Source organism: Ligilactobacillus ruminis ATCC 27782 (assembly GCF_000224985.1).
Classification (GTDB): Bacteria; Bacillota; Bacilli; order Lactobacillales; family Lactobacillaceae; genus Ligilactobacillus; species Ligilactobacillus ruminis.
Map to the genome: position 1 here is coordinate 722,228 of NC_015975.1, position 19,209 is coordinate 741,436.

A 19,209-nucleotide genomic window follows, 5' to 3' on the forward strand; every position below is an offset into this window, starting at 1 on the left:
TCGTTTTTTCTTAACCTCTTTTATTGCAAACTTTTACTATGCCCAGTCTCCGTTTCTGAAGACGGGAACGATGGTCCCGTTCTTTTTGATGCCGTCGATGTCCATGTCGGCTGATCCGACCATGAAGTCAACGTGGGTTTGACTGACGTTCATTCCGTGATCAAGCAATTCTTCATCGGACATCTTGGTTCCTCCGGCAACGTTGAATGGATAAGAAGCTCCAAGAGCAAGGTGATCAGAAGCATTTTCGTCAAACAACGTGTTGAAGAAGATGATGCCTGATTGCGAAATCGGTGAAGGATCAGGGACGAGAGAAACTTCACCGAGCGATTTTGCTCCGGCATCGGTTTCCAAAAGGTGTTTCAAAACTTCCTGCCCTTTTTTTGCCGTTGCTTCAACTACTTTTCCGTCTTTAAACGTGAATTTCATGTCTTCGAGAATGTTGCCTGCGTAAGAAAGAGGTTTGGTTGACGTCACGTAGCCGTCGATTCGACGGCAGTCAGGGGCAGTAAAGACTTCTTCGGTCGGCATGTTGGCCATGAATTCGGTGCCTTCCGGCGTAAAGCTTCCGGCTCCTTCCCAGACGTGGTTTTCCGGAAGACCGATCGTGATGTCGGTTACGGGCGAAACATAATGCAAGGCTGAAAATTGCTGTTCGTTCAGCCAGTCTGATTTTTCGTGAAGTTTTTGATCATGTTCGTGCCATGCTTTGACAGGATCTGATTTGTCGATACGAGTCGTTTTGAAAATTTCTTCCCACAAGGCGTCGATTGCTGCCTGTCCTTTTTTTTCAGGAAAGACTTTTTCTGCCCATGCCTGATCGGCAGCAGAAACGACCGTCCAGCTCAAGTCGTTGTTTTGCGTTGCTTTTCTGACTTGTCTCAATGCTTTGCCCATAGCAGCCTGGTTTTTTGCGATGCGCTTTTGATCGATTCCTGAATATGCACCGGGATCGGCCGACATGACGGAAATACGCGCTGCCTTTTTTTCTGCGATGTAGTTGCCTTTCTTAACGATGTATTCCGGGACGTTTTCAAGCCTTTCCTCCGAAGCATGCTTAAGGAATGCTCGTTCTGAGAAAGTATCTTTCCATTCAATCATGACTTCAGATGCTCCGGCTCTATAGGCCTCTTCGACAATCAAATGAGCAAGTTCCTGTTGAGTAACGGAAATATAAAGAACGACCGGTTGGCCTTTTTGAACGTTGACGCCGACTTTAACGATTAATTCGGCATATTTTTTGAGCTTTTCTGAGAAATTTTCAATCATTTGGGTTCCTCCCCTGGATTTTGAATTACAGTAATTTTACCATGAAACGCCTTCTTTTTGAAAATACAGAGTAACAATTGGCGAATTTTGTTATAATTAATCTAACAGACTATCGGAGGAATTGAAATGAAGATTAAAGTAATGACTGTTTTCGGAACGCGTCCGGAAGCAATCAAGATGGCTCCGCTTGTTTTGGCTCTTAGAGCAGACGAGCGTTTTGAAGCAATCACGACGGTTACGGCACAGCATCGCGAAATGCTTGATTCTGCGCTTGAAATTTTCAAAATTAAACCTGACTATGATTTGAATCTGATGCACAAAGGACAGACTTTGCAAGAAATTACGGCAGACGTGCTGACTAAAATCGATGGCGTCATCAAAAAAGCCGATCCGGATATTATTTTGGTTCATGGAGACACGACGACGACTTTTGCGGCAGCTTTGGCCGGTTTTTATAATCAAAAAACTTTGGGACACGTTGAGGCCGGACTTCGAACCTGGAACAAATATTCACCGTTTCCGGAAGAAATGAATCGACAGATGACAGATGATTTATGCGATATTTACTTTGCGCCGACGGAATTGTCAAAGAAAAATCTGCTTAAGCAAAATCATCCTTCAGATCAAATTTACGTAACGGGAAATACTGCAATCGATGCCATGCACGAAACCATCAAAGATGACTATCGGCATGAAATTTTCAATGACTTGGATCCCCAGAAAAAAATGGTTCTTTTGACGATGCATCGCCGCGAAAATCAAGGCAGCAAAATGAAGGAAACGTTTGAAGCAATCAGGGAAGTCGTTTTGAAAAGAAACGACGTGCAAGTTGTTTACCCGGTTCATTTGAGTCCCAAAGTTCAAGAAGCTGCCCATGAGGTCTTTGATGACGTAAAAGATGTTCATCTGATTGACCCGCTTGACGTGGTCGATTTCCACAATCTGCAGGCAAAAAGCAGTTTTATCATGTCCGATTCAGGCGGAGTTCAAGAAGAAGCCCCGGCATTGCATAAACCGGTTTTAGTTTTGCGCGATACAACGGAACGACCTGAAGGAGTTTTGGCCGGAACGCTCAAACTTGTCGGGACGAATGGAGAAAACGTCAAAAAAGAGATGCTTCGACTGCTTGATGATGAAGAAGAATACCAACGAATGGCAAACGCCAAGAATCCATACGGTGATGGTCATGCTTGTGAGCGAATTCTTGATGCGATCGCATATTATTTTAAACGAACGGATGTCAGACCAAAAGACTTCGTATAAGGCGGATCCCGTGGATTGTAAATCGCATCACTATTTCATGCCTGATGCTCATCGATAAAATTCTTAAACCTCCCTTAAATTTTTGCTTATCTTCCTTGATATAGGGTACAATTATAAGCGAGATTAAGGGAGGTTTTCTTGTGCAGTTCACATTCGAAAAAAAGCAGCGACGCAGATTATATCTGAGCTTCACCCTAATCTTTTTGATTTGCGCCGTTTTTGTCTATGGAACTTATTTTTTGACCGGTCATGAGCTGATTTGGCATTTGGACGGTGCCAATCAGCACTTGCCGCTCATGCAGCAATACCGGCAGATACTGAAAGATTTTTTAACTGACCCGACCAAACCGTTTGAGCAGTGGTCATGGCATATGGGACTTGGAACCGATACTTTTTCGGTATATTCGTATTACTTGATAGGTGATGTTTTTGCCTATTTGACGTTGTTGTTCCCTGTCGGAAAAATGGTCTTTGCATATCAATTTTTGATTATTTTGCGTCTGTATTGCGCAGGACTGTCATTTGTCTTTTTTGTATCGCATTTTAAGGACTTAAAAGACCATGCGATTCTTTGCGGAAGTCTGGTTTATCTGTTTAATGCCTACTTGCTTTATTCAAACGTTGCGCAGCCGTTTTTCACTTTGCCGTTCATCATTTTTCCGCTGATAATCACGGCAATTGAAAAAGTACTGCAGGATGGATCTTTTTGGCCGCTTTATCTGGTCTTTTCATGGATGCTGATCAGCAATTTTTATTTTGCGTACGTCATGGGTCTTGGCGCAATGGTTTATTTGGCTTTGCGTTGGTTCATCAGTTATCGAAAATCAGGAAAGATCTTTGGAAAATTATGCAAGTTGGCAAGCGCAACGGTGCTTTCGTTGTTGACTTCGGCTTTCATGCTGATTCCCGAAATCTATGCCGTAATGCATTCGACTCGTTCTGCAAGCGACTTTGCGAACGGATTAAAAGTTTATCCGCTTTATTATTATCTGGCATTACCGTCGCAGCTGATCAATGGCGGAAATCGTGATTTTTATTTTTGGAGCGCGCTTGGTTTTTGCAGCTTGGCCTTTTTTGCAATTATTTATATTTTGGTCAAAAGAAGAAAGTATCCAGTGCTTGCAACGCTTTTTGGCATTTCTTTCGTGATGCTTTTAATTCCCGCGTGCGGTGCGTTTTTCAACGGCATGATGTCTCCGTCAAATCGTTGGACTCTGATGCTTTGTCTACCGGTCGGGTTGGCCAGTGCGATTTTGGTCCAAAACATCACTCAATTGTCAAAAAAGATGCTGAAATTGTTTACGATTGCGCTTGTCGCATATCTTGCCGTTATCACATCGACTTATTATTTCCAAAACAACGAGAGAATTTTTATCCCGATTATTTTTCTCGCAATTTTTTGGGCCGTGATTTACGTGATCAATACGGCTGATATCAAGTCAGGTTCTTTGGTGATGCTTTTTGTATCTCTAGGAAACGTCTGCTTGAATGCGGTCTATTTTGAAGCACCGTTCAACGGGGGGTATTCGAATGAAATGCTCGATAGCGGTGCCTATGTTCGTCTGAGCGAAAACCGTTATGCCGGCCTTGAACAAGATCTTGATGAAAAGAATGACTTTTACCGCGTATCGACGCTCAGCCAGAATTATTTCTTCGGTTCTGACTATCATATGTATAATGCTTTAAACGATAAGCTTTATTCGCTGAATTCATACTATTCATTACAAAATAAAGATCTGGGGAATTTTTCAACGTTGATGCAAAATACGCAATATGAATCAAATATTCCGTTAGGGCAAGTTTCGGACCGGACGATTTTAAATGATTTCTTTGGCGTTCGCTATCTCTTTGTCAGAATCAATCAGCCTAATGCCGATAAGATTCCGGCCGGATTCGTATTGGACAAGACGACCCGAAGAATAACCGATCCAAACGGAAATTCAAAGCTTGATTCGCAAACTCAGCGTTATAAAAATGAATGTGCGTTTCCGCTCGTTTATTGGCAAGACAAGGTCTTGACGCAAAAAGACACTGAAAACCTCAGCATTTCCGCAAAAGAAAGGGCGCTTGCCGATGGTGTTTACGTGTCGGAGAAAAACGCTTCAGGTCTGAGTCATGCCGATATTTCAAACAAATCTTTCGACGTTCCGTATACGCTTGTTTCAAGTCGCGGCAACGTGGTTTCTGCTTTGGATTTTGAAAAAAGAGACAAAAACGAGACGTATCGAATCATTTTGCAAAATCCTGAAGAATATCAAAACTGCGAACTGCATGTTGAAATCAACGATATCAACTATGTTCCGTATTCTCTTAAAAAGCAGGTTTCGATTGAGCAACGCGCAAAGGATAACGATCCGGAGCAAGGAATTTTGGCACAAAACAAGAGTCTGAACTATTATCGCTATCTTCGCTATCATGTGCTGCAAGGATCCCCTAACATCAGTTACGCGTTGAAAGTCGATGGACCGTACGGAACGGAAAAAATCTACCAGCCTGATCAAAGCGCGTTGTCGTTTTTCAAGAGGGTTACGAACGGCACGCTCAATTTGGGGTATTTTCCCAAACAGCTGCCTGATTCTTTGACGCTTTCACCGACGAAACTCGGCAGTTACGGGTTTGAACTGAGAGTGACTGCGACACCGCTTTCTGGAGATTACAGATCGCAAGTCAAAAAATTGCAGCGACATGCTCTGCTGAATGTGAAATTTTCGCGCAATATGCTGTCGGGTTCGATCAAAACGAGTCGGGATGGAATTCTTGCAAGTTCGATTCCTTATTCGAAAGGCTGGAGTGCAACCGTTAACGGGCGCAAGGCTAAAGTCATCAAAACGAATCATGCTTTTGTCGGTCTCAGGCTTTCTTCCGGCAAGTCTGATATCGTTTTGAAATACAGGATTCCGGGTCTCAGGCAAGGTCTTTTAATCACGAAGCTTTCGTTGGTTTTCGTTTTGGCATTAGCTTTGTGCGATTATCTTCGCTTCAAAAAAGAAAATGAAAAAACTCCCTGATTTTTGATCGGGGAGTTTTTTCATGCGGCTTATTTGTTGTTGTATGCTTCAACCAATGCATCGGCAAAGGCATCAAGTTTTTGGACGTCTTCTTCGCTGTCTGGAGCGAGATTGATTTTGACGTTTTCAGCACCCTTAACGGCGCCTGATGCGGCAAGCTTTTTGCCGAATTCGTCAATTGCAAGTCCGAAGTATTCGCCATAGAACGTATCGCCGGAGCCGGCAACGCCGTAAATTTTGCCGGTCAGATCGACATCTTCAAGATCATCGTAAAAATCAAGACCTTCATCAGGAAGCGCTCCTTCGTCATAAGTGTACGGACAAACGACGCAGATGTCGACGTCAGCGAAGTCTTCGGGATCTGCTTGGGAAATTTCTTCAACTGAAACCTCAACGCCCTTTTTTTCAAGTTCTTGAGCGACGATGTCGGCAACGTCTTCATTATTGCCGGTGATCGTCGCAAAAACAACTTTTGCTGTTGCCATGTAAAAACCCTCTTCCATTTAAATTGACAAGCCTATTATATCAAAAAAGAAGAACCGAATGGTAATATTATTGAAAAACCGCTTAGAGCATTAAATTGCAAAATAATCGTTATGAAATGCTTTGATGCGTTATAATGGAATAGTTAAGAAAATTTTTGGAGGCAAATTATAATGATCACGTTAAAATCACCGCGCGAAATCGAGGAAATGGCCAAGTCCGGTGCGATTTTGGCCGGGATGCATATCGGACTTCGCGAGATTATCAAACCAGGAATTTCAAGTTGGGAAATCGAAAAATTTGCGCGCAAGTATTTCAAAGAACATGGCGCAATTGCAGAACAAATCGGATTTGAAGGTTATAAATACGCAACGTGCGTCAGCGTCAACGATGAAATTTGCCATGGTTTTCCACGAAAGAACCTGATCTTGCGTGACGGAGATCTGATTAAGGTTGACACGGTTGTCAACTATCATGGCGCAATGAGCGATTCTTGCTGGAGCTATGTCGTCGGCAAATCAACACCGGAAATCGATCGATTGATGGAAGTAACTAAAAAAGCTCTGTATTTGGGTATCGAACAAGCCCAGGTCGGAAATCGCATCGGAGATATCGGAGCTGCGATTCAGCATTATACCGAAGACGTAAACGGTTATGGAGACGTGCGCGAATTTATCGGACACGGAATCGGACCAACGATGCATGAAAGTCCGAACGTGCCGCATTATGGAGAAGCAGGCAAAGGCGTGCGTTTGCGTGAAGGAATGACGATTACGATTGAACCCATGATCAACATGGGAGGATGGGAAGCAGAAATGGACGACCCGAACGGTTGGACCGCAAGAACGGCTGATGGCAGTCTGTCATGCCAGTATGAGCACACGATTGCAATCACAAAACAAGGACCGAAGATTTTGACGTCTCAAGATCCGATTTTGGATGCTCCGTATTTATACGAATTCTAGTAAGTAAATTTAATCCGTTTTCTTAAGTAATTACTTAATTTTTATGGTTAAATGTTGTAAAAAAATTATATACTGGTATAATGTAGCCTAGGTGGTCAATTTTAGTGATTGGATTAACCTAAATGTTTCGCAAAGGGGTTCACTATGAAAAACCAAAAGAAAGTAAGAAAGGCTGTTATTCCTGCAGCAGGGTTGGGAACTCGTTTTCTCCCGGCCACAAAAGCTTTGGCTAAGGAAATGCTGCCTATCATTGATAAGCCGACGATTCAATATATTGTTGAAGAAGCTAAGAAATCAGGAATTGAAGATATTTTAGTCGTTACCGGCAAGGGCAAGCGTCCAATCGAAGATCACTTCGATTCCGTTCCTGAACTGGAACAAAACCTTAAGGAAAAGGGCAAGACGGAACTTTTGCGACTTGTTCAGCAAACGACGGACATTAACTTGTACTTTATCCGTCAATCTCATCCGCGCGGATTGGGCGATGCGGTTTTGATGGCTAAAGATTTCGTTGGGGATGAACCGTTTGTTGTCATGCTTGGTGATGATATCATGGAAGATAAGGTTCCTTTGACCAAGCAGTTGATGGATCGCTATGAAGAAACGCATGCTTCAACGCTTGCAGTCATGAAGGTTCCGCATGAAGAAGTTTCCAAGTACGGTGTTATTGATCCAACGTCAGAAACTCGTCCGGGTCTGTATGACGTTAAGCGTTTCGTTGAAAAGCCGCCTGTTGAAAAGGCTCCGTCTAATCTTGCAATCATCGGTCGATATTTGTTGACGCCTGAAATTTTTGACATGCTTGAAACGCAAAAGCCGGGCGCAGGCAATGAGATTCAGTTGACGGATGCAATTGATCGTCTTAATAAGATTCAGCGTGTTTTTGCACATGAATTCAAAGGCGAACGTTATGATGTCGGCTACAAGTTTGGCTACTTGAAGACATCAATCGAGTTTGGACTGCGTCATCCGGAAGTTAAAGATGATCTTGCAAAGTATATAAAAGATCTTGCAAAGACGCTTAAATAATGAATGTTGGAGTCAGGACCGCTTGTCCTGGCTTTTTTAAGTCCAAGCAAATTTTTTGCATAAATCTATGCAGATAAAGCAATTTTATAGTATCATGTTACTTAAAGGAATATATAAGCGACTGACGTCTTAAGGAGGTATTGGTGTGGCAGATCGTGCAAAAAATCATCATAAACGAAAAAATACGTTTAAAATTATCAGAGCCGCTGTAATTGTGCTTGTGATTGCGGTTATTTGCATTTTAGGATTTAAGAGTGATTTTGTCCAAGGAAGATTGGCTTCTTCTTTTGGCAATAATGCTGAAATTCAAAAGCGTGAATATAATAAGCAGCGAGAAATCGCCAAAAAGAAGTATGGCGAGTACAAGGAACCAAAAGGTGATTCCAAAAAGGTTTCTTCAAGTTTGAAAAAGACTTCCTCAGTTGTTTCTTCAAGTAGCGTTGCATCATCAAGTTCGGAATCGTCTGTTTCAAGTTCTTCATCGTCGACTAAGAAAAACAAGGGTGAGTATACTACATATACGGTCAAATCAGGTGACTATTTATCGACGATTGCAAGCAAGTACGGAACTACGACGCAGGAATTGATGGATTTGAACGATCTTGCGAGCGGAACCATTAATCCTGGGCAGGAATTGAAGGTTCCGGCTAATTCAAGCAGTGCTGACAGTTCGAGCCAAGGTGATTCCGATAACTAAGTTCTAAGATGAATGAAAGGAAGGTGAGTGCACGTGAAAGACGTTAATAAGGGTGTACGCACCTTCTTTTTATCTGCAGCATCACGTTTTAATCAGGCAAACGTTTCAAACGAAGCAATCGTAATTTCTTATTATGCGTTGTTGGCAATTATTCCTCTGATGATTTTTATCGGAAATCTCTTGCCGCTTTTGCATCTTAAAGCAAGTACCGTTCTGGCATACATCGAAATGGCAATTCCGCGTTCGATATATCAAACGCTCAAACCTTTTATCATTCAATATTTGGAAAATGGATCATCTGGCGGCGCAGCCTCGATTTCCGGTCTTATTTCAGTTTGGGCAGCGAGCCGTGGATTTAATGCAATGAAGAGATCGCTAAATGTTGCTTATGGAGTTGAAAACAGTCAAGGAATGCTTGCAAGGAGACTGTTTGCGTTTTTATTTACCGCGTTTCTTGGCGTGGCATTCGTGTTACTGTTCATCATTTATAGTTTTGGGCAGGCGGTTCTTGAATATCTGGCACCGTTGTTTAATTTGCCGATGGACATGATTGATACTTTTAATCAGGTCAAGTGGCCGACTATAATGGTCGGTATTTTTTTGATTATGGTATTGCTTTATGCGTTTATTCCGAATGCCAAGCTTCATTTGCGCTTTATCTGGCCGGGAGCTCTTTTTGCGACGTGCGGATGGATGGTCTTGACTCAGGGGTTTTCGGTATACGTCAAGTATTTTGCCAGAACCGTTTTGAGTTACGGAACAATCGGAACCGTAATTGTTGTTTTATTTTGGCTGAACTTTACATGTTGGGTGATTATGGTCGGAGGAATCATCAATGCCACCCTTGAAGAGATGTGCTTTGGTGAAGTCAAGCCTAAGCATGACCCGATTGAAAATTTTGGAAAAAATGCTTACAATCACTTTTTAAAATGCAAAAAATAATATTGTCTTTGAAAGCGGAAATTTAAGGAAAAATGCCCTTTTCCAGATTTAATTAAATGAAACGCCGAACAATGCGGTCAAGTCAAGTTTCGACTGCTTTTGTCCGGCGTTTTTATTTTCGATACGAAAAGAGCTGCTTTTTTAAAATATATTTCTGAAAACTATTTAGTCAGCATTTTATGGAAATCTACCGATTAGTTTTACTAAATGCGATTCTTTTTGGCTATTTTCATCACGGCAAGAGATTGTCACGCATATGCAAAAAAACGAATTAGATTTTAAATTAATTGCAAATCATCTGGGTTTTCAGTTTGAGGCATAGTTTTTCCAAGTCTCTTTTTAATTATGTTCAGTTAAACCGCTTCGAACTCAGTTTTCCGTTTCAGTATTTTCTAATTCATCCAGAATTCGGTCGCATTCATAGAGGTCAAATCCTTTGCGAAAAAGAGCAGCCTTGATTTTATTGCGTCTTTTTTTCAAGTCGATGCGGCTGTTTTTGTGCCAAAGTTTTTCTGTTTCCAATCTGAGATTTTCATGTTCCTGATCGACGTCTTTTGTCAGATTCAAGGATTGTCTGACTTGCGATGCCAGTTCTGATGAATATCCCTTGTTGAGCAAGGCTTGCGTAATTTTTTGATTGCACTCATTGAATGACTTTTTTTTCGATTTGGCGACTGTTTTTTTTGCAAGTTTCAAAGCGTTTTTCAACTGCATTTCGGCAGGATATTCAAGCAATGCATCTTCCATGTCATACAGGCTGATGCCTTTTTCTTTTAAAGAATTAGCAATGAATCTTGGTCCCTTGTCAGTTGTTTTTGCCATTGTTCTGACGTAGCTTTTAGCGTATTCCGAATCGTTTAGCAATTTCATTTTTGTCAGTTTTTTGATAACGGTTTCGATAATGCTATCTTCCAAACCTTCTTTTGCCAATTTCTGACGTGTTTCTTTTTCAGTCCTCAATGAGTAGCTCAAATAATCTAGTGCTTTGTTCAAAGCCTTAGACAGATCATCCGCTTTAAAAATTTCTTCCAAGTCGGCCGAATCCAGTTCTTTTCCTTTTGACAGCTGAAATTTGACCAAAACATCTTCCGAAACGGAAAAAGCATAGTTTCCGTCTAAAAAAACGTTGAAGCGACCTGGGCGTTTTTGAGCGGTGATTGAGGTTATTTTTTGGTTCATTGTTCAAAAACCTGCTATATAAAATGTAGAATAATATGGAATTGTAAAACGTTTTCCCGCATTATTCAGAAAGAATATAGCTTTTCCTTTCCTAAATTTTATTTGCTGCCGTCAACGCTGGTATTCCCATATCCTAACGTGAGGTTAATGAAAGTAACCGGCTCTTGCAGCTTAAGGACGTATCCCGCCCATTTTTATTTTCTTATATCAAAGCCAACAAATTCATGACCGATTTTGTCATCACCAGTCTTGACGAATCCGCATCGAGAACAACGTTGCGTGCCTGGATAGAATTTGGCGGCTAAAAATAATTCTTTGCCGTACCATTGGTATTTATAAGCTAAAACCTGTCTGAAACAGCCAAACAACGACCGCTGCAATCCTTTGGACGCAACGTTCTGCATTCGCTTCACGTCCAAATCTTCAATAACGATTTCGTCATAATTGTTGACCAGCTTGGTCGTAAACTTTTGAACGATATCATGCTGAATGTTGCAACTTTTCGATAATCACGCCGCAACTTGGTTTTCGGTTCAACGTAATTGTTTGATTGAGCTGCCTTCTTCCCGTTTGTTTTCCGTTTTCTGGCTAACAAGCGCTGATAATGCTTGATGCGCTCATACAAGGTTTTGAGATTATGCGGTAAAGTTTTGACTTGTCCTTCCGTGTAGCTGAAATGACCAACGTTGACGTCAATTGCCGTTTTCAGCTTTTGTTTTGATTTCGACTTCAAAAGGAAGACTCGCCCAATATTTTCCGTTTTCACGGTAGATCTAAACGACTTTTAATTCGCCCTTCAAAGTTTTTTCGCCTTTGAGCCGAATATCGTACCAGTTTTTAACGCCGTGCGGTTTATCTAATCGCAACTTTCCATTGCCGATTTTGGCCCTGTCTGTGGGCTTTTTTAGACTTGAACTGATGTTTGTTAAAGGAATTTTTCCACGCCTTGCCTAAATCATAAACGGCAAGCTGAAGATATCTGGCTGACAACTGATACTGCCAGTCGGATTTATCAGCAACCAGTTCGTTACGAACCTTGCGTTCATTGGGCAAAAGTTCTTTGTCTTCCAAAATCAAAGAGGCATCATACATATCGTTCCATAAAGCCAACCCTTGATTCCAACGGTAGCGTCTGTAATCGCACAAATCGTCAAGCAACTTTTTCATGGTTCGATTGGGATGCGGTCTTGCTTTTGAGTCTTTATCATTGCTTTCACCGCCTTTCAAAGGATTATCGGTTTGCTTTTTGCTATATAATCCCATGCAATTCTGTCTTTTTCTACAAATTAATTAACAATTAAGTTGCTCCTTGCAATCATTGTAATGCGAAAGTATATTAGCGTCAAATTCAAGCGCATTGTGTTATAATCTAAGAGCAAGAAATGAAAGGAAAAAATGATGCAGCAAAAGAAGTTTACAGGAAAAGTCTATTTAAAAAAGGGTCAAACGATTCACGTCAAAATCAAGCGCTTGGGAATCAACGGTGAAGGAATTGGATATTATAAGAAAAAAATAATTTTTATTCCGGGTGCGTTGCCAAAGGAGTTCGTCAAAGCCAAAATTACGGAATCAAACAGAAACTATGCAAAAGCAAAATTGCTTGAAATAGTAGAAAAATCAAGTCAACGAGTCAATCCGGCCGATCATTACGATGTTGGCGGAATCGAATTGGAGCACTTGAACTATGATGCACAGTTGGATTTTAAAAGAGACGTTATTTTGCAGGCTCTTGAAAAATTCAAACCGCGCGGTTACGAAAAAATTGAGTTGCGCAAGACAATCGGGATGGATGATCCGTATCATTATCGCAACAAGGCGGCTTTTCAGGTCAGGATGACAAAGACTGGCAAGCTGATTGCCGGTCTTTACAAGCCGGAAAGCCATCATCTTGTCGATTTGCCGACGTTTGAAACACAGCGGAAACTGACGCTTGAAATAATTCGCAAAACGCTTGCTTTAATGGAAAAATGGCATGTTTGTGCTTATGACGAGCGAACAAACAAGGGGACGGTAAAGACGCTGGTCGTCAGGGAGGCGTTTGCGACAAAAGAGGCTCAGCTTGTTTTCGTCACGAATGAGCGTTTCATTGCGCACGCTTCTGAAATCGCAGCGGAACTCAGAAATGAATTTCCCCAGCTTGTTTCAGTGATGCAAAATTATAATCCTGGCAAAACGTCGCTTGTCTACGGTGATGAAACGACTCGTATCTTCGGAAGAGATTATATCATCGAAAAACTCGGCGACGTTTCGTTCAAACTTTCAGCAAGGGCTTTTTTCCAGATGAATCCGATTCAGACCAAAAAAATGTATGATGAAGTTAAGCAGGCCTTGAATCTCAAGCAAGGGGAAATATTGGTCGATGCATATTGCGGTGTCGGGACGATTGGACTTTACTGCGGAAAAGAAGCCGGACTCGTATTGGGGATGGATGTTATTTCAGAGGCGATTGCTGATGCAAAAGAAAATGCTGCAATGTCAGGAATTAAAAATGTCGTTTATGAAGAAGGAGATGCCAAAGAGATTTTTGCCAAGTGGGAGAAAGCCGGGCAAAAATTTGATGCATTGGTCGTTGATCCGCCGAGAACTGGGCTTGATGACGAGACGATCGAGGTCATTTTGCGAAATAAACCAAAGAAATTTGTTTACGTTTCCTGCAATCCGTCGACGCTTGCAAGGAATCTGGTCAGCCTCGTTTCGAAGTATGACGTCAGCTATATTCAGCCGATTGATATGTTTCCTCAAACGGCACGAACTGAAGCAGTGGTCAAGCTTGATTTGAGGCCTGAGTAAAAAACTTTAGGAATATTAATGAATATTTGGTATAATTAAAACGGTATCGGTGTAATTGCACCTGTGCTTATAACTCAGAAAGCAGGGATAATATGCGTCATTCGAACGGACCCAGGGAAGGCGAATTTATTACCATAAAAAGTTATAAACACGATGGCAGCTTGCATCGAACGTGGCGCGATACGATGGTGCTCAAAACCAGTGAGAATGCACTGATCGGGTGTAACGATCATACTTTGGTCACAGAGTCGGACGGCCGACGTTGGGTAACGCGCGAGCCGGCACTCATGTATTTTCACAAGCACTATTGGTTTAATATCGTCACAATGATCCGCGATAATGGAGTTTCTTACTATTGCAACCTGGCTTCTCCGGTGGTTTTGGACAAAGAGGCTCTTAAGTATATAGATTATGATTTGGATGTCAAAGTTTTTCCGAATGGCGAAAAACGGCTACTTGATGTTGATGAGTATGAGGAACACGGAAAAAAGTGGTCCTATTCTCCGCAGACAGACAAAATTTTAAAGCATAATGTACGTATTCTGGTTGATTGGATCAATAATCGCAAGGGACCTTTCTCAAAAGAATATGTCGAGATTTGGTACAATCGCTATTTAGAATTATCGCGGCGGCAATAGCTGTCGTTTTATGTTTGTAATGAAAAGACCGGGATTTTGTTCCCGGTCTTTTTTTTGCACAACTCAATCTGTCGCGGTATACTTATACATGAATTACGAATGAGGGGGTGTATCTTTGTTTTCTAACAAAAATAAGGACAGATTGATGTTTTGGACTTTGGAATTGCTGCTTTTAGCGCTGCTGATTTGGGTATGTACACAGATTCAATTTTTGTTTGAACCGATTGGGACGTTCATTTCAACGTTGTTTGCCCCGATTTTGATTGCGGGTTTTTTGTTTTATCTGCTTAATCCGCTTGTCAATCTGTTGATGAAAATTAAAGTAAAAAATCATCATGTTTCAAGAACTGCTGCAGTTGCAATTGTTTTCTTGCTGTTGATTGCGATTATCGTGTCTGCTCTATCATTTTTGATTCCGAATATTTTGAATCAGGTTGAGCAGCTGATTCAAAACATGCCTGAATACATCAGGAGTTTTCAACATTTTTTAACCAAGATTTTTCAGCAAAAAAATCTGCCGCCGTGGATCGTTGACTTGACTAAAGACGTTGACATCAATGCGTATACGAAGGAAATTGAAGAATCCCTTTCTGGATTTGCCAAGAATTTTATGATGTCGATAACGTCGAGCATCGGATCGATTATCGGGATGGTTACGAGCGTAACGGTCACTATCGTTACGGTTCCATTCATGCTTTTTTACATGCTAAAGGACGGTCATAAGCTCGTTCCGACGGTTACAGGTGTTTTCTCAGAAAAGCAGGCAAATCGAATCGGTGAACTTTTGGAAAAGATGAGCGAAACGATTTCAAAATATATCTCGGGACAAGCGATTGAATGCTTGTTTGTTGGGACATGTACCGCAATCGGCTATGGAATCGTCGGCGTTCCGTTTGCTCTTTTGATCGGTATTTTTGCCGGAATCACCAATATGATTCCTTATATCGGACCTTACATCGGTTTGCTTCCTGCGCTGATTCTTGCCATGTCAAATTCAGTCAGGCAAACGATTTTGGTTATCATCGTCTGCGTTGTCGTTCAACAGATTGACGGCAATTTGATTTATCCAAACGTAATCGGCAAGTCGCTGGATATTCATCCTTTGACGATTATCATTATTTTGCTTGTTGCCGGCAATTTGGCAGGATTGCTCGGGATGATTTTGGCGGTTCCGGTTTATGCTGTCATCAAAGTGATCGTCATTTATATTTACGACATTATAATGTTAAATCATGAAAATAACAGCGACAACTAAATATTTTATTATTAAAACGGTGACGAAAAACGCAATAAAGAACGAAAAAAACGTCAATTATTTTAAGATTGTGCAATAATGAACATTTGCCTTTTTGCTCAAGATGTGGTAACTTGAAAGTGGTATGAAAACAAATAATTGATAGTAAGGATGTAAGAAATGACAGAAAAAATTGCTGTTTTAGGCGCAGGTTCCTGGGGTAGTACTCTTGCAACCGTTTTGGTAGAAAATGGTCATGATGTGAAACTTTACACAAACATTCAAGCTCAAGCTGATGAATTAAATGAGAAACACACGAATGAACATTACATGCCAGGGTTCAAGTACCCCGAAAAGCTCTATGCGACAACTGACTTGGAAGAAGCCGTTGATGGGGCAGATGCTATTTTGTTCGTTGTACCGACAAAAGTTATTCGTTTGGTTGCTGGCCAGCTTAAAGATATTTTGGCAAAGACGAATGCTCGTCCGTTGATTATTCACGCAAGCAAGGGTCTTGAAATCGGGACTCACAAACGGATTTCTGAAATTATCATGGAAGAATTGACAGAGCGTTATGCCAAGGGCATAGTCGTTTTGTCGGGGCCAAGTCATGCTGAAGAAGTTGCCAAAAAAGACATTACGTTGATTACGGCGGCTTCAAACGATATTGAAGAAGCTGAGTACGTGCAAGATTTGTTCTCTAACAATTATCTTCGAATTTACACTAATGATGACGTTATTGGCGTTGAAACAGGTGCTGCATTTAAAAACGTCATTGCGATTGGCGCAGGTGCTCTTCACGGCTTAGGATATGGTGATGACGCCAAGGCTGCTTTAATGACTCGCGGTTTGGCAGAAATTGCTCGTTTGGGCATGGCGTTCGGAGCAAGTCCGTTGACGTTCATTGGGCTTTCAGGCGTTGGTGACTTGATTGTAACGTGTACTTCGGTTCATTCGCGCAATTGGCGTTGCGGTAATGCTTTGGGTCAAGGCAAGTCGCTTGATGAAGTCGTAAGGGATATGGGCATGGTTATTGAAGGAATCAATACTTGTGAAGCTGCTTACCAGCTTTCGCAGCAAGAACACATTGACATGCCGATTACAACGGCTATTTATAACGTTTTGTTCAAAGGGGCCGATATCAAAGAAGAAATTGCTGACTTGATGGGTCGCGATAGTCGTTCTGAGATTATTGGCCACGCAAAAGATATCAGACGTAAATAATCATCTATCGGAATATGAAAAAGAAAGAGGCTGGGAAAAAGTCTCTTTTCCCTTTTGAATTAAACGAAAAGCCGAACGAAGGCGGTCAATTTGCGACTGACTTTGACGGCTTTTTTAAATGCAGTGCTGCTCAACTGATTTATCCAAGATTGCACTCAAATTTACGCACAAACGGCCCATTTTCAGCGATATGTCCGTAAACGGCAGAGCTTTTGCCAAATGCAGCTGATAAATCAGCGCGCCAAGCTCTCAGGAAAATTTACCGCCAAACTATTTTTGGTTATTTTCATCATAACAGAGAAATTGTCATGCATACGAAAAAACCGGATCAGATTTGCAATGATTGCAAATATAATCCGGTTTTTAAATTTAGACATAGTTTTTTATCAGCCTCTTTTTGAATTCGGTGTTAGAGTGATTTGTCATTATTGGCCGTTTTTTGAGACATCAATTCATTTGTCTCGATCAAGATTGGGTTCTTTCCGTGTTTTGTCATGTTGACGCTTTGACAAAACGTTTACCTGAAAACGATTCGTCGTGTTGAAGATAAACCATTTGGAGAAAAAATAATTTAATATACCCACGATGCACTGATCAATGATTTTTAACAAGTCGGCATTGACAGGAAAGATGCCGATACCGACGACCATGATAAAATTATCCAAAAAGAATGAGAACAGTCTGACGTTGCAAAATGACAAAAACTCGCGAATTAATTTTTTGACTGAATCATACTCGGAATGAAATACGAGCCGTTTATTGGTAAAAAACGTAACGAGCATCCCGCATATGTAAGAAATGACATTAGCAACAACATAGTTTATGCCGATATTTTGATATAGAATATGGAAGACAATCAGATTTACTCCGCTTACAAGTGTTCCGAAAAAAGTATAAGAAACAAAGCTTTGGTGTTTTCTGATGAAATTTTTCATTTTTCTTGCTCCTTAAAGTCAACTAGACAATTATAGCGATGATATCCTGAAAGTGCAAGTATTCTTTGTGATAGTTGCGCCAATATGTCGGATAGGGTAGTATTTTATAAAGAAAGAAAAAATAAATCAGGTGAAGATTGCATATGAAAAAACTTGAAATCAAATATATTGCAAAAAGCGTACCTTTGCATGCGGACAAAAAGACGAAGGTCTCGTGGTTATTGGATGAAAGCAGAGATTTTTGGCTTCTTCGCGGAATAACGTTTGACGTCACTCAGGGAGAGGCTGTGGGCGTTATTGGAGAAAACGGCTCCGGAAAAACTGAGCTTTTAAAAATCATTACGGGTCTTGAACGTCAGTCCACCGGATTTGTCACGACTGATGCAAAAATCAGTTACGCAGGTCTGGACAGTATTGATCCAAATTTGACCGGACTTGAAAATATTCGAAATGCAATTGAAGATTCCGGTGTCGATAAATTCAAGGGAGATCATTTGACGAACGGAATTATTGATTTTACTGAGGCAGGACAGCTCTTATATCGTCCTGTCAGGGAATATTCGGTCGGAATGCATGCGCGTTTAGTACTTGGACTTGCCTTGTATATCAATCCTGAACTGGTTGTAATTGATGACGTGTTGTCCATGCTCGATCAAACGTTTTTTGAAAAGACGATCAAGAGGATTCAAAAGCTGAAAGATACCGGAACGACATTCATTATTTCAGATGTGAAAAATATCGTGATTGAAAGTCTTTGTGAGCGCTGTGCTTGGATTTCTTTTGGAGAGTTGCAGGATTTCGGCCCGACAAAAGACATCATTCGACAGTTTGAATACTCGCTCGAATGGTATCGTTCTTTGACTTTGCCTGAGAAAAACGACTATTTGGCAAACAAGCAGCGAGAGCAAATGATGTTTGATGTCAGAGTTTTGTATGATGAGTTTAAGAGCGAACAATTCAAAAACGGATATACCAGGAAAGATGAACCGAAAATGCGTCGTGCTTTTTATGTTGACCATGGTGCAGATCCCGTTTCGGAAACTGGCAGAAAACTTAATCAGGAGCAAAAGAAACCCAGGAAATTAGGAATCGCGGTTCCTATTGTCGCATTTTTGATTTTGGTTTTCACAAGCGGAGGTTGGCTCGTTCATCGTTATATGACAAAAGAAACTGCTCAAAAAGAAGCCGTATCATTGAAAAGCGTTAACAAGAGCAGTTTAAAGAAAACCGCAAAATCTTCTGAAAGATTGGCAAAGAAGCAGTCAGAAGAAAAAGCCAAAGCAGAATCGGAGAGCAAAGTCAAAGCAGAATCGGAGAGCAAAGTCAAAGCAGAATCGGAGAGCAAGGCAAAAGCAGAATCGGAGAGCAAAGCTAAAGCAGAATCGGAAAGTAACGCAAAAGAGGAAACACAAACGGTAACGGTTGGAGACGGCGAAACAATCGGGGAGTTGGCAGATAAATATGCAACCACGGTTCAACGCATCCAAGAATTGAACAATATGGGCGACAGCATCGATTTGGTTGCGGGGGCAACGATCAAAGTGCCGAAGTAA

At 41.3% G+C, this 19,209-nt stretch carries 16 protein-coding genes and 1 pseudogene; 12 read left to right on the forward strand and 5 right to left on the reverse strand.

Annotation, left to right across the window (positions count from 1 at the left end):
• Positions 1 to 36: 36 nt before the first annotated feature.
• Positions 37 to 1,269, reverse strand: a complete 1,233-nt coding sequence (locus tag LRC_RS03595; RefSeq protein ID WP_014073194.1) for an aminopeptidase — start codon at positions 1,267 to 1,269, stop codon at positions 37 to 39.
• Positions 1,270 to 1,395: 126 nt separating this feature from the next.
• Here LRC_RS03595 and wecB point away from each other — a divergent pair, with 126 nt between their 5' ends.
• Together wecB and LRC_RS03605 are read left to right on the forward strand one after the other, a co-directional pair.
• On the forward strand, positions 1,396 to 2,532 hold the full coding sequence (gene wecB / locus LRC_RS03600) for a non-hydrolyzing UDP-N-acetylglucosamine 2-epimerase (RefSeq protein ID WP_014073195.1): 1,137 nt from the start codon (positions 1,396 to 1,398) through the stop codon (positions 2,530 to 2,532).
• A gap of 140 nt (positions 2,533 to 2,672) precedes the next feature.
• Complete coding sequence (locus LRC_RS03605) at positions 2,673 to 5,540, forward strand: YfhO family protein (RefSeq protein WP_014073196.1); 2,868 nt, start codon at positions 2,673 to 2,675, stop codon at positions 5,538 to 5,540.
• Positions 5,541 to 5,569: 29 nt separating this feature from the next.
• Here the strand turns inward: LRC_RS03605 and LRC_RS03610 are convergent, their stop codons facing one another.
• Positions 5,570 to 6,025 (reverse strand): flavodoxin, encoded by a 456-nt coding sequence (locus LRC_RS03610; protein ID WP_003697140.1) that lies wholly within the window; start codon positions 6,023 to 6,025, stop codon positions 5,570 to 5,572.
• 171 nt (positions 6,026 to 6,196) lie between these two features.
• On the opposite strand from LRC_RS03610, the gene map reads away from it, so the two are divergent.
• The 4 genes from map (at position 6,197) to LRC_RS03630 (ending at position 9,656) form a co-directional block, all read left to right on the forward strand.
• Positions 6,197 to 6,988 (forward strand): type I methionyl aminopeptidase, encoded by a 792-nt coding sequence (gene map, locus LRC_RS03615; protein WP_003692652.1) that lies wholly within the window; start codon positions 6,197 to 6,199, stop codon positions 6,986 to 6,988.
• A gap of 144 nt (positions 6,989 to 7,132) precedes the next feature.
• On the forward strand, positions 7,133 to 8,017 hold the full coding sequence (gene galU, locus LRC_RS03620; RefSeq protein WP_014073197.1) for a UTP--glucose-1-phosphate uridylyltransferase GalU: 885 nt from the start codon (positions 7,133 to 7,135) through the stop codon (positions 8,015 to 8,017).
• A gap of 145 nt (positions 8,018 to 8,162) precedes the next feature.
• Positions 8,163 to 8,714, forward strand: coding sequence for a LysM peptidoglycan-binding domain-containing protein (locus tag LRC_RS12145; protein WP_014073198.1), 552 nt, complete (start codon positions 8,163 to 8,165; stop codon positions 8,712 to 8,714).
• A gap of 33 nt (positions 8,715 to 8,747) precedes the next feature.
• Entirely contained in the window at positions 8,748 to 9,656 is a 909-nt protein-coding gene (locus LRC_RS03630) for a YihY/virulence factor BrkB family protein (RefSeq protein ID WP_041819917.1), read from the forward strand.
• A 369-nt stretch (positions 9,657 to 10,025) separates the two neighbouring features.
• Here LRC_RS03630 and recX read toward each other — a convergent pair whose 3' ends face one another.
• Together recX and LRC_RS03640 are read right to left on the reverse strand one after the other, a co-directional pair.
• Complete coding sequence (gene recX / locus LRC_RS03635; RefSeq protein ID WP_014073200.1) at positions 10,026 to 10,835, reverse strand: recombination regulator RecX; 810 nt, start codon at positions 10,833 to 10,835, stop codon at positions 10,026 to 10,028.
• 230 nt (positions 10,836 to 11,065) lie between these two features.
• A pseudogene (locus LRC_RS03640) lies at positions 11,066 to 12,043 on the reverse strand (RNA-guided endonuclease InsQ/TnpB family protein); the annotation flags it as partial.
• Positions 12,044 to 12,230: 187 nt separating this feature from the next.
• Between LRC_RS03640 and rlmD the strand changes: the two are divergent.
• The 5 genes from rlmD to LRC_RS11200 all read left to right on the forward strand — a co-directional run bounded on the left by rlmD (position 12,231) and on the right by LRC_RS11200 (position 16,921).
• Positions 12,231 to 13,625, forward strand: a complete 1,395-nt coding sequence (gene rlmD / locus LRC_RS03645) for a 23S rRNA (uracil(1939)-C(5))-methyltransferase RlmD (RefSeq protein WP_014073201.1) — start codon at positions 12,231 to 12,233, stop codon at positions 13,623 to 13,625.
• 92 nt (positions 13,626 to 13,717) lie between these two features.
• A complete protein-coding gene (gene ntdP, locus LRC_RS03650; RefSeq protein ID WP_003692663.1) occupies positions 13,718 to 14,263 on the forward strand; it encodes a nucleoside tri-diphosphate phosphatase in 546 nt (181 codons plus the stop codon).
• 115 nt (positions 14,264 to 14,378) lie between these two features.
• Positions 14,379 to 15,518, forward strand: coding sequence for an AI-2E family transporter (locus LRC_RS03655; protein ID WP_014073202.1), 1,140 nt, complete (start codon positions 14,379 to 14,381; stop codon positions 15,516 to 15,518).
• A gap of 159 nt (positions 15,519 to 15,677) precedes the next feature.
• Positions 15,678 to 16,721 carry an NAD(P)H-dependent glycerol-3-phosphate dehydrogenase gene (locus tag LRC_RS03660; protein WP_014073203.1) on the forward strand — a complete coding sequence of 348 codons (1,044 nt, stop codon included), beginning with the start codon at positions 15,678 to 15,680 and terminating at the stop codon, positions 16,719 to 16,721.
• 14 nt (positions 16,722 to 16,735) lie between these two features.
• Positions 16,736 to 16,921: a hypothetical protein gene (locus LRC_RS11200; protein WP_041819921.1), complete on the forward strand. Its 186-nt coding sequence runs from the start codon at positions 16,736 to 16,738 to the stop codon at positions 16,919 to 16,921.
• Positions 16,922 to 17,173: 252 nt separating this feature from the next.
• On the opposite strand, the gene LRC_RS03670 is transcribed toward LRC_RS11200, so the two are convergent.
• A complete protein-coding gene (locus LRC_RS03670) occupies positions 17,174 to 17,656 on the reverse strand; it encodes a GtrA family protein (RefSeq protein ID WP_041819923.1) in 483 nt (160 codons plus the stop codon).
• A 143-nt stretch (positions 17,657 to 17,799) separates the two neighbouring features.
• On the opposite strand from LRC_RS03670, the gene LRC_RS03675 reads away from it, so the two are divergent.
• A complete protein-coding gene (locus tag LRC_RS03675; protein ID WP_014073204.1) occupies positions 17,800 to 19,209 on the forward strand; it encodes an ATP-binding cassette domain-containing protein in 1,410 nt (469 codons plus the stop codon).

Coding starts and splice junctions, on each gene's coding strand:
- wecB (WP_014073195.1), top strand. CDS start 1,396: ATGAAGATTAAAGTAATGACTGTTTTCGGAACGCGTCCGGAAGCAATC.
- LRC_RS03675 (WP_014073204.1), top strand. CDS start 17,800: ATGAAAAAACTTGAAATCAAATATATTGCAAAAAGCGTACCTTTGCAT.
- galU (WP_014073197.1), top strand. CDS start 7,133: ATGAAAAACCAAAAGAAAGTAAGAAAGGCTGTTATTCCTGCAGCAGGG.
- LRC_RS11200 (WP_041819921.1), top strand. CDS start 16,736: ATGAAAAAGAAAGAGGCTGGGAAAAAGTCTCTTTTCCCTTTTGAATTA.
- ntdP (WP_003692663.1), top strand. CDS start 13,718: ATGCGTCATTCGAACGGACCCAGGGAAGGCGAATTTATTACCATAAAA.
- LRC_RS03595 (WP_014073194.1), bottom strand. CDS start 1,269: ATGATTGAAAATTTCTCAGAAAAGCTCAAAAAATATGCCGAATTAATC.
- map (WP_003692652.1), top strand. CDS start 6,197: ATGATCACGTTAAAATCACCGCGCGAAATCGAGGAAATGGCCAAGTCC.
- rlmD (WP_014073201.1), top strand. CDS start 12,231: ATGATGCAGCAAAAGAAGTTTACAGGAAAAGTCTATTTAAAAAAGGGT.
- LRC_RS03660 (WP_014073203.1), top strand. CDS start 15,678: ATGACAGAAAAAATTGCTGTTTTAGGCGCAGGTTCCTGGGGTAGTACT.
- LRC_RS03610 (WP_003697140.1), bottom strand. CDS start 6,025: ATGGCAACAGCAAAAGTTGTTTTTGCGACGATCACCGGCAATAATGAA.
- recX (WP_014073200.1), bottom strand. CDS start 10,835: ATGAACCAAAAAATAACCTCAATCACCGCTCAAAAACGCCCAGGTCGC.
- LRC_RS03670 (WP_041819923.1), bottom strand. CDS start 17,656: ATGAAAAATTTCATCAGAAAACACCAAAGCTTTGTTTCTTATACTTTT.